This is a genomic window from Brevibacterium aurantiacum (assembly GCF_007558825.1).
Taxonomy (GTDB): domain Bacteria; phylum Actinomycetota; class Actinomycetes; order Actinomycetales; family Brevibacteriaceae; genus Brevibacterium; species Brevibacterium aurantiacum_A.
On the sequence record NZ_VLTK01000009.1, the window covers coordinates 85,354 to 101,210 of the forward strand.

The 15,857-nt window shown below is 61.9% G+C and carries 14 protein-coding genes; 10 read left to right on the plus strand and 4 right to left on the minus strand.

Annotated elements, in window-relative coordinates; all coding sequences use genetic code 11:
* Positions 1-11 precede the first annotated feature (11 nt).
* The 3 genes from nrdE to nrdH are packed head-to-tail and all read right to left on the minus strand — an operon-like array spanning position 12 to position 2,807.
* Positions 12-2,138, minus strand: a complete 2,127-nt coding sequence (nrdE, locus tag FO013_RS15400) for a class 1b ribonucleoside-diphosphate reductase subunit alpha (RefSeq protein WP_260848195.1) — start codon at positions 2,136-2,138, stop codon at positions 12-14.
* A gap of 5 nt (positions 2,139-2,143) precedes the next feature.
* Entirely contained in the window at positions 2,144-2,557 is a 414-nt protein-coding gene (gene nrdI / locus FO013_RS15405; protein ID WP_143923443.1) for a class Ib ribonucleoside-diphosphate reductase assembly flavoprotein NrdI, read from the minus strand.
* Position 2,558: 1 nt separating this feature from the next.
* The gene (nrdH, locus tag FO013_RS15410; RefSeq protein WP_092106910.1) at positions 2,559-2,807 is read right to left on the minus strand and encodes a glutaredoxin-like protein NrdH; all 249 of its coding nucleotides are present in this window, start codon (positions 2,805-2,807) and stop codon (positions 2,559-2,561) included.
* Between the two features lie 598 nt (positions 2,808-3,405).
* Between nrdH and FO013_RS15415 the strand changes: the two genes are divergently transcribed.
* From FO013_RS15415 to FO013_RS15445, 7 genes are read left to right on the plus strand one after another with little or no spacing between them, the layout of a single operon-like run.
* Complete coding sequence (locus FO013_RS15415) at positions 3,406-4,401, plus strand: AAA family ATPase (protein WP_143923444.1); 996 nt, start codon at positions 3,406-3,408, stop codon at positions 4,399-4,401.
* 12 nt (positions 4,402-4,413) lie between these two features.
* Complete coding sequence (locus FO013_RS15420; RefSeq protein WP_143923445.1) at positions 4,414-5,298, plus strand: DUF58 domain-containing protein; 885 nt, start codon at positions 4,414-4,416, stop codon at positions 5,296-5,298.
* Positions 5,285-5,737 (plus strand): hypothetical protein, encoded by a 453-nt coding sequence (locus FO013_RS15425; RefSeq protein WP_143923446.1) that lies wholly within the window; start codon positions 5,285-5,287, stop codon positions 5,735-5,737. Before FO013_RS15420 ends, FO013_RS15425 begins: the two co-directional genes overlap by 14 nt.
* Positions 5,728-6,702, plus strand: a complete 975-nt coding sequence (locus FO013_RS15430) for a vWA domain-containing protein (RefSeq protein WP_143923447.1) — start codon at positions 5,728-5,730, stop codon at positions 6,700-6,702. The genes FO013_RS15425 and FO013_RS15430 overlap by 10 nt, the downstream gene beginning before the upstream one ends.
* On the plus strand, positions 6,699-7,781 hold the full coding sequence (locus FO013_RS15435) for a vWA domain-containing protein (protein WP_143923448.1): 1,083 nt from the start codon (positions 6,699-6,701) through the stop codon (positions 7,779-7,781). The genes FO013_RS15430 and FO013_RS15435 overlap by 4 nt, the downstream gene beginning before the upstream one ends.
* Positions 7,778-8,572 carry a tetratricopeptide repeat protein gene (locus tag FO013_RS15440; RefSeq protein WP_143923449.1) on the plus strand — a complete coding sequence of 265 codons (795 nt, stop codon included), beginning with the start codon at positions 7,778-7,780 and terminating at the stop codon, positions 8,570-8,572. Before FO013_RS15435 ends, FO013_RS15440 begins: the two co-directional genes overlap by 4 nt.
* A gap of 23 nt (positions 8,573-8,595) precedes the next feature.
* Positions 8,596-9,705 carry a histidinol-phosphate transaminase gene (locus FO013_RS15445; RefSeq protein ID WP_143923450.1) on the plus strand — a complete coding sequence of 370 codons (1,110 nt, stop codon included), beginning with the start codon at positions 8,596-8,598 and terminating at the stop codon, positions 9,703-9,705.
* 36 nt (positions 9,706-9,741) lie between these two features.
* Here the strand turns inward: FO013_RS15445 and FO013_RS15450 are convergent, their stop codons facing one another.
* Positions 9,742-11,205, minus strand: coding sequence for a PucR family transcriptional regulator (locus FO013_RS15450; RefSeq protein WP_143923451.1), 1,464 nt, complete (start codon positions 11,203-11,205; stop codon positions 9,742-9,744).
* A gap of 135 nt (positions 11,206-11,340) precedes the next feature.
* Between FO013_RS15450 and speB the strand changes: the two genes are divergently transcribed.
* The 3 genes from speB to FO013_RS15465 are packed head-to-tail and all read left to right on the plus strand — an operon-like array spanning position 11,341 to position 15,678.
* The gene (gene speB / locus FO013_RS15455; protein WP_143923452.1) at positions 11,341-12,351 is read left to right on the plus strand and encodes an agmatinase; all 1,011 of its coding nucleotides are present in this window, start codon (positions 11,341-11,343) and stop codon (positions 12,349-12,351) included.
* A 2-nt stretch (positions 12,352-12,353) separates the two neighbouring features.
* On the plus strand, positions 12,354-14,039 hold the full coding sequence (locus FO013_RS15460; protein WP_143923453.1) for a thiamine pyrophosphate-binding protein: 1,686 nt from the start codon (positions 12,354-12,356) through the stop codon (positions 14,037-14,039).
* 49 nt (positions 14,040-14,088) lie between these two features.
* Positions 14,089-15,678 carry a sodium:solute symporter family protein gene (locus FO013_RS15465; RefSeq protein WP_260848183.1) on the plus strand — a complete coding sequence of 530 codons (1,590 nt, stop codon included), beginning with the start codon at positions 14,089-14,091 and terminating at the stop codon, positions 15,676-15,678.
* Positions 15,679-15,857 lie beyond the last annotated feature (179 nt).

The following is a 15,857-nucleotide window of genomic DNA, read 5'->3' on the forward strand; positions in this document are numbered from 1 at the left end:
GAACTCATCGGTCACAGCATGCAGGATACGCAGCCATCGACCTCGGTGCCCTCCAGCGCGAGCTGGCGCAACCGGATGTAGTAGATGGTCTTGATGCCCTTGCGCCACGCGTAGATCTGCGCCTTGTTGATGTCACGAGTCGTGGCGGTGTCCATGAAGAACAAGGTCAGCGACAGCCCCTGGTCCACGTGCTTCGTGGCCTCGGCGTAGGTGTCGATGATCTTCTCATAGCCGATCTCGTAGGCATCCTGGTAGTACTTGAGGTTGTCGTTGTCCATGAAGGGCGCCGGGTAGTACACACGCCCGATCTTGCCCTCCTTGCGAATCTCGACCTTCGAGGCCACTGGGTGGATCGACGAGGTCGAATTGTTGATGTAGGAGATCGATCCGGTAGGTGGAACAGCCTGCAGGTTCTGATTGTAGATGCCGTGCTCGGCAACTGCAGCCTTGAGCTCACGCCAATCATCCTGAGTAGGGATATGCACGCCGGCTTCGGTGAACATCGCGGCCACACGCTGGGTGCGTGGTTCCCACGCTTCCTCGGTGTACTTATCGAAGTATTCACCGGTCGCGTACTTCGACCTCTCGAATCCGGCGAAGGCAGCTTTACGTTCCTTCGCGATCTCCATCGACGCACGCACACAGTGGTAGGCGACGGTGTAGAAGTACATGTTCGTGAAGTCGAGACCCTCATCCGAACCGTAGTAGATGTGCTCCCGGGCAAGGTAGCCGTGAAGGTTCATCTGGCCAAGTCCGATGGCATGCGACATGTCATTGCCGCGGGCGATCGAAGGAACCGACTGGATGTCAGAGGTCTCAGCGACAGCGGTCAGCCCGCGGATCGCGGTCTCGATGGTCTGCCCGAAGTTCTCGGAATCCATCGTCAGTGCGATGTTGAGAGAACCGAGGTTGCAGGAGATGTCCTTGCCGACGACGTCGTATCCGAGATCGGAGTCGTACTTACTGGGCTCGGACACCTGAAGGATCTCTGAACACAGGTTCGACATGATGATCTTGCCGTCGATCGGGTTCGCCTTGTTCACCGTGTCTTCGAACATGACATAGGGGTAACCGGACTCGAACTGGATCTCTGCCAAGGTCTGGAAGAACTCGCGGGCATTGATCTTGTTCTTCTTGATGGCAGCGTTGTCGACCATCTCCTCGTACTTCTCTGTCACGTTGACGTCAGAGAAGGGCATGCCGTAGACGCGCTCGACGTCGTAGGGACTGAAGAGGTACATGTCCTCGTTGCGCTTGGCCAATTCAAAGGTGATATCCGGAATGACGACGCCCAATGACAGAGTCTTGATCCGGATCTTCTCATCCGCGTTCTCGCGCTTGGTGTCGAGGAACTTGTAGATGTCGGGGTGGTGAGCGTGCAGGTACACAGCTCCGGCACCCTGTCGTGCACCCAGCTGGTTGGCGTAGGAGAAGGAGTCTTCGAGCAGCTTCATGACGGGGATGACACCCGAGGACTGGTTCTCGATCTTCTTGATCGGTGCACCGGATTCGCGGATATTGGTCAGGGCAAAGGCCACACCGCCGCCGCGCTTCGACAGCTGCAGCGCGGAGTTGATGGAGCGGCCGATGGACTCCATATTGTCTTCGATGCGCAGCAGGAAGCAGGAGACGAGCTCGCCGCGCTGCTTCTTGCCCGCGTTGAGAAAGGTCGGGGTGGCCGGCTGGAAGCGACCGTGGATGATCTCGTCGACGAGCTGCTTAGCCAGCGTCTCGTCGCCGCGAGCGAGGAACAGTGCGACCATGACGACACGATCTTCGAAGCGTTCGAGGTAGCGTTTTCCGTCGAAGGTCTTCAGCGTGTAGGAGGTGTAGAACTTGAAAGCACCGAGGAAGGTCTGGAACCGGAACTTAGCCGAATAGGCGTGCTTCGAAAGCTCCTCGATGAAGTCGAAGGAGTACTGATCGAGGACTTCGGGTTCGTAGTATTCCTTCTCGACGAGGTAGTCGAGCTTCTCCTTGAGGTCGTGGAAGAAGACGGTGTTGTTGTTGACATGCTGCAGGAAGTACTGCCTGGCAGCCTGTTTGTCACGCTCGAACTGGATCCGACCGTCCTGGTCATACAGATTCAGCATGGCGTTGAGCGCATGGTAGTCAAGATCCGTCTCTTCGCGGATGATGTCTTCTACATTGCGGTCTTCAGCGAGCTCACGCACAGTTTGTCCAATCCTAAATTCACTGCTTCGACGTCCTCTGGGGTTCCGAGGAGTTCGACACGGTACAGCACGGGTACATTGCATTTCGCGGCCACTTTGCGTGCCGCGCGACAGTATTCTTCGCCGAAGTTCGTATTTCCGGCGCCGATGACGCCGACGAGATGGCGGCGATTCGATTCGATGTTGAGGAACTTGATCACTTGTTTGGGGACGGCGCCTCTGTTGGGGCCGGCTCCGTAGGTGGGAGTCACAAGGACGAACGGTTCGTCGATCGCCAGCGTCTCATCTTTTGTCAGCAGGGGAAGTCGGCGTGAGGGGTGCCGCAGCTTGCTGACGAATCGGTCGGTGTACTCAGAGCTGCTCGAGTAGTAGACCAGGAGCATGTCAGGCTACAACGGAAACCGAGGTCTGCTCTCCGGCCAGGGTGGCGATCTTGTCCGGACGGAAACCTGACCAGTGGTCGTTATCAGTGACAACGACGGGAGCCTGCATGTAGCCCATGGCCTTGACGACGTCCAAGGCGTTCTCATCGACACTGAGATCGACCGATTTGTACTTCAGCCCTTTGGCATCGAGCGCACGGTACGTGGCGTTGCACTGGACGCAAGCTGGCTTGGTGTACACGGTGATCATCGCGACTCCTCATTTCTGCACTTCGGCTTAGATTTCACGGTATTTCCACTGGTTTCATGACCTAGACGATGACGAATATCACGTAGATCATGCCCGAGTGTGACCACTAGATGTTGTGTTCGAGGTCGACTCTACCCCTATATCCAGTGTTACACCAGTGTTCTTTCGACCATCCACAACCTGTGCTCAAACAGTCCACAGTCATCCACAAGTCACGAATGACACCGTTGTAGTTCGATCACCTGCGAGGACACTGGCCTATGAGGCCGAAGAGCCGTATCCAGGCACCACGCTCGGGACCGTTTTCCACACCTGTCCACAGATAAAATTTTCCCCTGTGGGTACTTCGTCGGCGTGTCACATTCGATTCCCTCTCCGATCCGCTGGCGTCCCATTTCACAGCCGTTCCCACCCCATCTCCACGGTCGCTCCCACCTCCTTTCCACCATCACCCCTGAGTGTTTCGCACTGTTCTTCATACTTGTGTGTCGGTCTTCAAATGGTATGTGTCGGTACTGACACGAAAGAGTCCAGTCGGGTGTCAGGGTCAACCCATATGCTGGTTCTGTCAGCCAGTTGAGATTCGAGAGGCACCACCATGACGGCAACGGCACCCGCCAACACTCAAGAGATCGCACACGCCCAATCGATCCTGAGCGGTCTGGAATCCTATCTTGACCATTTCGTCGTCGGACAGCAGCGCCTGCGCGAGAGTCTGCTCATCGGTCTCCTCTCCAGCGGCCACCTTCTCCTGGAGAGTGTTCCCGGGCTTGCCAAGACAACTGCGGCGGCGGCGCTGGCCAATGCTGTGGATGGAAAATTCTCCCGCATCCAGTGCACGCCCGATCTGCTGCCCGCTGACATCATCGGCTCGCAGATCTACAACGCCCAAGAAGGCTCTTTCAATACAGTCCTGGGCCCGGTACACGCCAACATCGTCCTCCTCGACGAGATCAACCGCTCGTCGGCGAAGACTCAGAGCGCCATGCTCGAGGCGATGCAGGAGAAGCAGACGACGATCGGCGGCCAGCGGTTCGAACTTCCCCGTCCTTTCCTCGTCATGGCCACACAGAACCCGATCGAGCAGGAGGGCACCTACCAGTTGCCCGAAGCTCAGCTCGATCGGTTCATGATCAAAGACCTCCTGACCCATCCGAACCCCAATGAGGAGATGGAAATCCTGTCGCGACTCGATTCGGGTGTCTTCGATCGCGACTCAGTCCCGAAGCCCTCCTGCAGCCTCGGAGATGTGGAGACGCTGCAGCAATATGCACGCACCATCTACGTCGACCCGTCGATCACCCGATACCTTGTCGAACTCGTCCATGCGACGAGGAACACCACGAAATATCTGGGACGCCTGGCTCCCTTCATCGAATATGGGGCCAGCCCCCGCGCCTCGATCGCCTTCACCAACGCGGGACGAGCTCTGGCGATGATCCGAGGCCGCAACTACGTCATCCCCGAAGACATCAAGGATCTGGCCCACCGAATCCTCGCTCACCGCATCCAACTCAACTTCGAAGCCGCAGCGGAGAACATCACGAGCGCACAGGTCGTCGATGCCCTCCTCATGGCCGTCCCCACTCCCTGATCGGGTGCATCGATGACTGCTCTGCTCAATCGGATCAAAGCGCGGATGACCATCCACGCGCACCGTCGAACCCGCAGGCTCCTCGACGGGGACTATTCCTCTGTCTTCCACGGGCACAGCCTCGACTTCGACGACCTGCGCGACTACATTCCCGGCGACGAGATCCGCGACATCGACTGGAAGGCCACGGCCCGACACTCGAACCCGCTGGTCAAACGCTATGTCGCCCACCGCAGGCACATTCTCGCGCTCGTCGTCGACTCGTCCCGGAACTTCGACGCCGTGACCTCGGCCGGGGTCGACAAGCGACAGCTCGCGATCCTCATGGCCGGCATGACCGGATACCTCGCCGTACGCCACGGAGATGACGTGATGCTCATCCACGGCAGCGCACAACGCACCACCGCGTCCCCCCGCAAGGGCAGCGAAGCCCACTTGGAGAACCTTCTGCAGCAGATCCTCGCCGAGGCGGGCACCGACGGCGACGGTTCGATCGATGAGCAGCTGCAGTGGATCGCCTCGCACATCAATCACCGGATGCTTGTGGTCGTCATCTCCGACCAGGCTCCGCTCGGCGAGAAGGAGGAAGCCACAATCAAACGTCTGCGTGCACAGCACGAGATCCTGTGGATCACGATCACCGACGCGGACCTGGCACAGCTGCCGGCCACCTCGGCGCCGTTCGATGTCTCCCGCCCTGATGTCGGTCTGCCCACCTCAGTGATGGCCAACCCGAACGTACGCAATGAATTCCTCGCTGCGGAAGCAAGCCGCAGGCAGCACCGAATCGACCTGCTCTCGAAGCTCGGAATCTCACACACCGAAATCGCCCATCCGGACCAAGCCCTGGGCAATCTCCACACTCTTCTGCTGAGGCACCGCCGTGGGCCCCGCTGAGCTCGTCGGCCCCCTGCAGATCTCGGTCTGGTGGTATGTCGCCGCCGCCGTGGTTCTGCTGGCCGCCGCCCTCAATCTGTTCGCTCCGCTGCTGCGCGCGGCGGCCGGATCAGGGATGAAGTCCCGACCGCGGATTCCCATCCCTGTTCGCAGCACCTACATGTCTCGGATCGGCGCGGTCGAGTCGAAACTGGATGCGGGTGAAGCCGATGTCCGCGATTCGGCTCGGGAACTGGCGAAGATCGTGCGCGAGTTCGCCCATCACGCATGGGGCGTCAAGGCCGAACACCTCACCTACCGAGATGCAGCTGTGGCCGGCCTCGACGACCTCGCGGAGTCCTTGTCTGGCCTCTACGAAGCAGAGTTCGCCGAGGACGATGCCGATGATCTGGGGCCCCAGATCGCCGGCGCCAGAAAGCTGGTGACCCGATGGTCCTGATGTTCTGGTGGCTGGCCCTCATCCTCCTCGTGCTTGCCGCGGCAGCAGTCTTCTTCTTCCGCAGACCCAAGGCCACCGCGTCGTCACTGGCCGTGGCGCACAGCGGTCGAATGACAAGCCTGCCCAGCTTCCGCAAAGCCATGCGGACCCGCCTGATGACGACCGTCGCCTTCCTCGCCGTCATCGCCCTCACCGGTCTCTCCACCCTCGCAGGGATCTCTCGCCCCGCCTGGGTCGAGACCGTCAACCCGGAGAAGAAGCTGCGAGATGTCATGCTCTGCCTCGACGTGTCCGGTTCGATGCTCGGCTATGACGCCGACCTCCTCGAGGCCTACCAGGAGCTCGTCGACCGATTCGACGGTGAACGCATCGGAATGACCGTGTTCAACTCGACCGCTGTCTCCGCCTTCCCGCTCACCGATGACTACGACATGGTCCAGAACTATCTCGAGGAAGCCGAGGAGGGCTTCCGCACCTGGGGCTCTGAAGGCACCGATTACTCCTGGTCGACCTCGCCTCCCAACATCGGCGGTTCTTCTCTCATCGGAGACGGACTCGTCTCCTGCGTGGACAATTTCGACCGTCAGGACGAAGATCGGTCTCGTTCGATCATCTTCGCCACCGACAATATGCTTGCCGGTGACCCTCTGTTCGACCTCGACGAAGCCACCGACATTGCTGTGGACTCCGAGGTCAGGGTCTACAGCCTCTCTCCCCCGTCGGTGCTCACGAACCCGCAGACAAAGGAACTGAAGTCGGTCTCCGATCGCACCGGAGGCAAACAGTTCGACATGGGTTCGGCATCGACGATCGATCGGATCGTCGCAGAGATCCAAAGTCAGGAGGCCGAGAACACTCCGGGCCGTTCCTACACCGTCGTCCATGACATGCCCGCAGTTCCCCTCGGAATCGCAGTCTTCGGCCTCGCCGGTGTCTTCGTTCTGGCTTGGAGGACGAAATCATGATCTTCGATCCCGTCTTCACCTGGTTCGGATGGGGCTTCCTCGTCCTCGCCCTGCTGACCGTGTGCATCATCCCGGCAGTGCGCGGGGATGGACCTCGCTGGAAATGGTTCGCACGCATGGGCATCGTCGCCGTGCTCGCACTCGCCCTGGCCCGACCGGGCATTCCCATCAAATCCTCGACCGAGGAATACGAGGCAGCCGCCGACGTCTACTTCCTCGTCGATACGACGACTTCGATGGCCGCCGAGGACTATGACGGTGACAAGACCCGACTGGAAGGGGTCAAGAAGGACATGTTGGAGCTGGCAGAGCAGCTCCCCGGCACCAGGATGAGCATCATCTCCTTCGCCTCGACCGCATCGACGGTCATGCCTCTGACGACCGACCATACGGCGTTCGCCTCCGCCGTCGATGTCCTCAGTCCGGAGATGTCGCTGAACTCGAACGGATCCTCCATCACCGAGGCGGGCGCTGAGCTGGACAAGCGGATGAAGTCCAATCAGGAAGATCGTCCGGACAACAAGAGCCTCGTCTTCTACTTCGGCGACGGCGAGCAGACCTCCGAGTCCCCCGTCGACTCGTGGTCATCCTTCGCCTCCCGCATCGACAGCGGCGCGGTGTTCGGCTACGGAACGTCTCAGGGCGGAAAGATGAAGGAATCCCAGCCATTCGGCTACGGTGCGGGTTCAGGCGGGGGCCCCGGCCTCGGTGATCCTGGTGACACCGGCGGGACCGGAGACGGTGACGGGTCCGCAGGAACGGACGGCGAGTACATCCTCGACGGACAGGGCAATCCTGGGATCTCAACGATCGACGAGACGAACCTCAGACAGATCGCGAATGACCTCGGTGTGAAGTACCACCACCGTGACGGCGGGGCCTCAATGTCGAGCGTGTACACGGCACCGAAGTACGATCAGGCGCTGGTCAAGAAGGATGGGCGGGTCACCGTCGACGAATACTTCTGGGTCCCCCTGCTTCTCGTGTTCGCATGGATCGCGGTCGAAATGGTCTTCGGCGTCCGCGAGCTGCTGCGGTTGCGCACGATTGCGCCCAAACCACGAGGAGGACGGTCATGAACCGGATCACTCGCAGTTGGTCGACGATGCGCAGGCTCTCGCGCGTCAACCTCATCATCGGATCCGTCCTCCTCCTCGTGTTCGGCTATGTGGCTGTGACCCTCTACTTCGGCGCAGCATCTCAGGTTCGCTACGCGTCGAATGATTTCCCTGGAGCGAAGAAGGCCTCGACCGCGTTCCTCACACTCAGCCCGATCCAACGCCATATCGGCTATTACAACCGCGGCACCGCAGAGGCGGCCGTCGGCGATTTCGAACCGGCGCAGTCAGACCTCGAATCCGCTCTTGAGATCACCCCTGTCCGTGACGAATGTGCCGTGAGGATCAACCTGTCCTACGTGTATGAGAAGCTCGCCGACGAGGTCGCGGACCAAGATCCAGGACAGTCGGACGAACTCTACGACCAGTCGCTGCAGACCTTGGAAGATGCTCCAGAGGAATGCCAGCCCAAGAAGAGCGAAGAGAAGCAGAAGAGCGAAGAAGCGAAGAAGCGCGTGGAAGACAAGAAGGCCGGAGAGAAGTCGAAGCAGGAAGGCTCCGAGAGCGACGACTCCGATGGGTCCGAGGGCGAGGATCCGAAGAACGGCGACTCCGGAGATGACTCGAAGAAGAAGGACGAAGGTCAGGACTCCGGCGAAGGCGAGGAGAAATCCGACGACTCGGAGGGGAAGTCCGAAGAGCAGAAGAAGCGCGACAAGCTGAAGGAACGCGGCGAGGACTCGGAACGTCAGCAGCGCCAGCAGGGGCCCGGCGGAGACGGGGGCCGTTCCGCCCCGGACAAACCGTGGTGAGGCACCTATGAAATCATGAGTCCATGAACTCTCCGGACACCTCTGCTGGCAGCACTTCGACCCCTCGGCTGCGGGCCTCACTGAAGACATTCCCGCCGTATGTTCCGGGGAAGGCGCCCAAGCGAATCGACGGGCTCGCCTCGTTCAAGCTGTCCTCGAACGAAAACTACCTCGAGCCGCTGCCGGCGGTCACCGACGCCATGGTCGCTCACGCGAAGAACCCCGCTGTGTACCCCGATGACGGAGCACTGGCGCTGCGCACCGAACTGGCCGAGCGCCTGGGCGTGAGCATCGATGAACTCGTCGTGACCACCGGCGCCAGCGAACTGCTCGTGGCACTGACCCAGATCACTTCGGACGCCACCACGGAAGCGATCTATCCCTGGCCGTCATTCGAAATGTATCCCCAGACGACAGGGCTGGCCGGGTCGAAACGGATCGAGGTGCCGGTACGCGACGACGGTCGACACGATCTGGACGCCATGGCGGCGGCGATCACCGATCGAACCAGTCTCATCATTCTCTGCTCCCCGAACAATCCGACGGGACCAGCACTTCGCGACGATGAGGTCCGGCAGTTCCTCACGCAGGTGCCAGACCATGTGCTCGTCGCCCTCGACGAGGCCTATTGGGAGTTCGCCACCGCCGAGGGCCTCGTCAATGGCGTCGACCTAGTGGCCGATCATCCCAATGTCGTTCTGGTCAGGACCTTCTCCAAGGCTCACGCCCTGGCGGGCCTGCGGGTCGGATACGCCCTCGCTCACACAGCCGTGATCCAAGGTCTGCTGAAAGCCGTCATCCCCTTCGGTGTCACCGATATCAGCCAGGCGGCCGCACTTGAATCACTGCGTCACAGCGAGGAGGTCGACGTCCGGGCCAAGGAGATCGCTGCCGTTCGCGATGAATTCGCCCACGCGCTGCGCGACCAGGGTTGGGACGTGCCTGAGGCGCAGGGGAACTTCGTGTGGCTGCCCCTTGGCCAGTTGTCCTCAGCCTTTGAAGATGCCTGCGTCGAGCAGGCCGTTGCGGTACGCAACCTCGGCGACGGGGTGCGTATCAGCATCGGTGAACAAGAAGGGCTCGACCGTGTCCTCGCGGTCGCCGCAGCCTTCTACTCCGAGCACTTCGACTAAGCACATCGAGCTGGCTGGACCGGCCCGGGACGCCTCTCAGAGTTCTGCGAGCTCAAGGGCCAAGGCCACGGCTTGAACCGATTCCGCCCGGGTGAGGTCGCGGCCCAACAGCGTCTCGATCTTCGCCATTCGTGCACGCACTGTGTGGCGGTGGATGCCGAGTTCAGCTGCGACCGCATCCCGCACTCCTCCTGCTGCGATGAAGGCTCGCAGCGTCAGCAGCAGGTCCTGTTCGTCGCGTGAAGCAAGGAGCGTGCCCAGCACTCGGTCGACGAATCTCTGCGCCGCTGACTCATCGATCGACGACAGCAGTGCCCGCACATCCGAGGTCGCACTTTCGTGCTGCGTTCGCCACACGGTCCACGTGTGGTGGACCTGAGTCAGTGGGATCATCTTCGCAAACAGCTTGTCGAGTCCGGTGACCTCCGCAACCCGATCGACCGTACTCGCATGACCCGCTGCCAGTTCGGCCGCATCGAGACGGCTCTGGTACGCCCTCTGGGTACCGGGTTCGATGACCCCGAGCATCGAACCGGCACGGACCAGGAGAGTTCCATCACCCAGATCACCCAGCAGCGTCTCCGGGACCCCACCTCGCACATTGCCGAAGACCGTGAACTTCACTCGTGAGACCGGAGCCAGGCCGGTCTCGCGCACCCACTCGGCCCGAGCCTGTCCTGCCGTCAAGGGAGTCGTGAAGAGCTGTGAATCCGATCGCCGAGGCGGGACCTCTGTGATGTTCAGACTCAACAGTGCCGCTGCAGTGGAAAGCAGCAGTCCACGGGTGCGCGGATTGCCGGCCACCTCGGCGGGGGCGAGGATCCATCCTCGAACCTGCTCGTCTCCGACCGGAACGGCTTCGACGATTTCCACCTCAGTACGCAGAAGACGCGGCGCCATCGAGGGTTTGAGAGCTTCGGCAATCAGGTCATGCCGCACAAGGTTCTCGGCATCGGTGCCGGTCAGCCCCCTGCCTGTGGGTGAGACGAACCGAACGTCCGTCCCCAGAGTGCTGGCCAGATCTGCGACAAGCGCGGCGGGACCCTGATGCGCGAGGTCGGTGGCGAACCGCCGTCCCGCACTGCTGGCCCGGGTGAGCTCTCGGTTCGTCTCCTCCTCACGCATTCTGGTGAAGGCATCGACGACCGCGACGAAAGGAACAGGTTCGGGGACCCCGAACAGTGGAAGCTCCTGAGCTTCTGCGTGCTCGATCAGCGCCGGTGGAAGCGCCTGCCACGGCAAAGCGGAGCCAAGGCCGATGCCGAGCGCAAGGACCCCCACACGCTTGAGGCGCCCGACATAGTCGCCCACGCCCTCGCCGCCAAGGTCCTGACCGACGCCGATCGTGAGCAGAACCTCTCCTCCGGCCAACCATTCGTCAACCGCGGGCAGCTCCGAGGAGTGCACGATCGTGACATCGGCCGATCCGGCGCTCGGAGAATCGACGACGACGTCGAGCGCGAGTTCCTGACGTGCCCAGAGCTGACCCAAGGTGACCATGAGATCCATACTATCCGCAATGGATATCTACATTTCCAAATCCTCCATTCTGGATATTCGCGTTGTGTGAGCCACGTCCTAGGCTGATGGCAATCACGCACCACAGAGAACATTCACGAATTCAAAGGAGAGCCGATGTCGACTCAGCCCATTGGACCCGCCGATTACAGCCAGACACCACGTTTCGCGGGGCCACCGACCTTCGGTCTGCTCCCGCGCATCGACGAGGTCGAAGCACAGCGACCAGGTGAGAAGATCGACGTCAAGATCCTCGGCGTCCCCTTCGACGCCGGCGTCAGCTACCGTCCGGGCGCACGATTCGGCCCCGCCCACATCCGCCAGTCCTCCAAACTGCTGCGCCCTTACAACCAGGCAACGAACGTCCACGCGTTCACCTGGCAGCAGGTCGCCGACTGTGGTGACCTTGGCGTCAACCCCTTCGACATCGAAGAGGCCATCACCGAAGTCGAACGGACCGCCGATGAGATGCGTGCTGATGGGGCCAAGCTGCTCACACTCGGCGGCGACCACACACTGGCCCTGCCGAACCTGCGTTCCCTGCACAAGACGCACGGCAAGATCGCGGTCCTGCACTTCGACGCCCACCTCGACACCTGGGACACCTACTTCGGTGCCCCGTACACGCACGGCACCCCGTTCCGCCGCGCCAGCGAAGAAGGTCTGCTCGACCTCGAGTCCTGTATGCATGTCGGCATCCGCGGACCGCTCTACGGCGAAAAAGACCTGGAAGACGACGCTGTGCTCGGATTCCAGATCATCCGCAGCGACGACTACCAGTTCACGTCCGTCCAGGAAGTCGTGGCTCGGATGCGCAGACGACTCGGCGATGCACCCGTCTACCTGTCCGTCGACATCGACGTCCTCGACCCTGCTGCCGCCCCCGGCACAGGCACCCCCGAGGCAGGCGGCATGACGAGCCGCGAACTGCTCAACTCGATTCGCGGACTCCAGGGGCTCAATGTCGTCGGAGCCGAGATCGTCGAAGTGGCGCCCGCCTATGACCATGCCGAGATCACCGGACTCGCCGCGGCCCATGTCGGCTACGAAATGCTCTCCCTGTGGGCTGCCGAGGCCAATGGTCTCACCGGTCCTTCGGGCCCCAGCGGCGAAGCCCTCGGGGTCTGAAGATGGCAGATGACAAGAACATCGCGCCTGGCGAGGAGTTCCGCAACGGCGGCCGGGCCGTCATCGCGACCCTGGCCGCGCACGGCGTCGACACGATCTTCGGAATTCCCGGCACACACAACCTCGAGTTCTACCGACACCTGAGCGAATTCGGAATCCGTGCCATTACACCCCGCCACGAGCAGGGTGCCGGCTACGGTGCCGACGGATATTTCCTCGTCTCCGGCAAACCCGGAGTCGTCATCACCACCTCGGGTCCGGGGTTGACGAATGTCATCACGGCCGCGGCGACTGCCTATGCGGAGTCACGCCCGATGCTCATCCTCTCCCCCGGTGTTCCCACCGGGCTTGAGCGCGCCGATGTCGGAATGCTCCATGAGACAAAGGATTCCTCCGGGGCGCTGAACCGCCTGCTGGTCTCCTCTCAGCGCACCCGCACGGCCGAGGGTGCTGCGCAGGCCGTCGCCGAAGCGTTCGCCATGTTCTCCTCCTCACGCCCGGGTCCCGTTCACATCGAGGTGCCCCTCGACGTGCTCGAGGGCGTCTGGAACGGCAGTGTTCCGACGCAGATCCCGGGCCGCCGTCCGGGTCTGGACCCGCGAGTCATCTCTCGTGCCGCCGAGGCGGTGGGCGGTGCCACTCGTCCGCTCATCGTCGCCGGTGGCGGGGCCCGCAAGGCGAGCGCCGAGGTCAGGGCCTTCGCGGAGGAACTCGATGCCCCGGTGGCCACAACCGCCAATGGCAAGGGCATCATCTCCGAGGACCACCCGCTGTCTTTGGGCTCCAACGTTCGCTTCCCCAGCGTTCAAGCCGAGTCCGCGGCAGCCGATGTGCTCATCGTCCTCGGCTCCGAACTCGCCGACTCCGACCTCTGGGGCGGACTCATCGGCGCCCAGACATCGGCCGGCATCCGCGACGAAGCCTCCACACAGGTCGTCATTCGCTGCGATATCGACCCCGACCAGCTGGGCAAGAACCTCGGCGGGGACATCCTCGCCTGCGCCGATGCGGGAGAATTCCTCACCGCGCTGATGACCGAGCTGGACCAGAACGCGCCCACGACCACCTCGGCGAGAGAAGTCACCCCCACAGGAGGCGGAGCCGAACGCGTTCAGGAGATCCGAGCCTCCTGGGGTTCGGACTTCGACTTCGAGTCCATCGGCGCTCGTGTCACTCGCCTCGTCGAACAGGGTGCGGGACCCTCTGTTGTCGTCGCCGGGGACTCATCCCAGGTCACCTACGACGGGTCGGTGCACGCGCTGACGGCCAGCACACCCGATCAGCTGCTCTACATGCCCGGTTTTGCGACCTTGGGCTACGGTATTCCTGCTGCCATCGGGGCAAAGCTGGCCGACAGTGCGCGTCCGGTCGCCTGCATCCTGGGAGATGGAGCTGCCATGTTCTCCATCCAGGAGCTGATGACGGCGGGCGAGCTGGGGTTGGGGATTCCCTTCGTCATCGTCGACAACGGCGGGTACGCCGAAATCGAGGCTCAGATGGTCGACCGGACGATCGAGCCGTTCGCGGTCAGACTCACCCGTCCCGACTTCGCGGCCCTGGGCCGGTCCATGGGTGGGTCAGGGGCGACGATCGCTGAGTCCGACATCGACGAGCTGCTCCCGACCGCCGTGGCTGAGGCGCTCGACCGGACCGTTCCCACCACCATTCACATCACACTCGGGTGCTGAAGCACCCGTTGAGCCGATTGCTCATGCAGCCAACTAAGAAAGGGTCGACGTGGACTCTCTAGTCGTCATCATCTATCTCGCCGCCATGGTGGGGTTCGGAATCTGGGGCCGGTACAAGGCGAAGAATCAGGACGATTTCCTCGTCGCGGGCCGCCGCCTGGGCGGGTGGCTGTACACGGGCACGATGTCCGCGGTCGTCCTCGGCGGGGCCTCGACTATCGGCGGCGTCGGCCTCGGGTACACCTCGGGGCTGTCCGGGATGTGGCTGGTCTTCAGCATCGGCCTGGGCATCATCGCGCTCTCGCTGTTCTTCGCCCCGAGGATCCAGAAGCTGGAGATCTACACGGTCTCACAGATGCTGGAGCTGCGCTACGGAAAGGGCTCCCGCCTGGTCTCGGGCGCGATCATGACCGCCTACGGGCTGATGATCTCCACGACGTCGACGGTCGCCTATGCGACGATCTTCCACGCGCTCTTCGACATCAATAAGTTCTGGTCCGTGCTCATCGGTGGTGGAATCGTCATCCTCTACTCGATGCTCGGCGGAATGTGGTCGATCACGCTGACCGACTTCGTGCAGTTCTTCATCCAGACCATCGGCATCTTCCTCATCATGCTGCCGATCGTGCTGAGCAAGTCCGGTGGCATCGGAGAGCTGTTCTCATCGCTCCCGGCCGAGCAGACCAGCCCGGTGGGCATCGGCTGGCAGGCAATTCTCGGCTATATCCTCATCTACACTCTGGGACTGCTCATCGGACAGGACATCTGGCAGCGGGTGTTCACTGCACGCAGCCCCGGCGTGGCCAGGTGGGGCGGTCTGTCGGCTGGCGTCTACTGCCTCCTCTACGCCGTGGCCGGTGCGCTCATCGGCATGGCCGCCACGAAGATCGTGCCCGGCATCGAAGTCCAAGACGATGTGTTCGTCGCCGTCGTCGATGCTGCGATGTCGCCCCTGCTGGGCGGATTAGTCCTCGCCGCGGCATTGGCAGCAATGATGTCGACAGCCTCCGGCTCGCTCATGGCGGCTGCGACAGTGTGCCGCCAGGACATCGTCGAACCCCTGCTTGCTCGCAAGGACATCGTTCCGGTGCCGGCTGATTCGGCCGGTGAGGCCGGGGAAGCCGGCGGAACCAGGGCAGCCGAGGCGGCCGGGGACACCAGCGGAGCCGGGACAGCTGAGGCAGCCAATTCGGTGCACGGCGACGTTTCTCCTCTCAGCTCCGGCGGGGCGACGAAGTCGACGCTCGTGAAATCGCTGGTCCGCGAAACCGGAGACGAGATCCGTGATTCTCGCATCTACCTCATCGGACTCGGCATCGTCACCCTCATCCTTGCGATGATCATGCCCAGCGTCGTCGAGGCGCTGACGGTCGCCTACAACCTGCTGGTGGCCGGACTCTTCATCCCCATCCTCGGTGGGCTGATCTTCAAACGCGGAAACATCATCGGCGTCATGGCGGGCATGATCCTGGGTTCGCTCACCACGATCGTCATCATGATCACGATGGGCATCTACTCGAACGAAGCCATCTACCTGGGCCTCATCGCATCACTGCTCGGATACGTCATCGGCTCCCTGGTATCGAAACCGACACCACCGGAGGTCATGGCCGCATGGAAGGAACGACTGAACAGGTAGCAGGCACCCAGCCACCAGCAGACCCACAGCTGGCTGTGCTGCGGAGCCGCCATCGAAAAACGCACGCTGCGTCGAATCTCTCATGCGCGCGTGCGTTTTTCGACGCTCGTCCCGTTTCTCGGTGCAGCTGGCTCCATGTGGACCAGCAGAACTTGGACGACCGGCCCGCTTTCATCTAT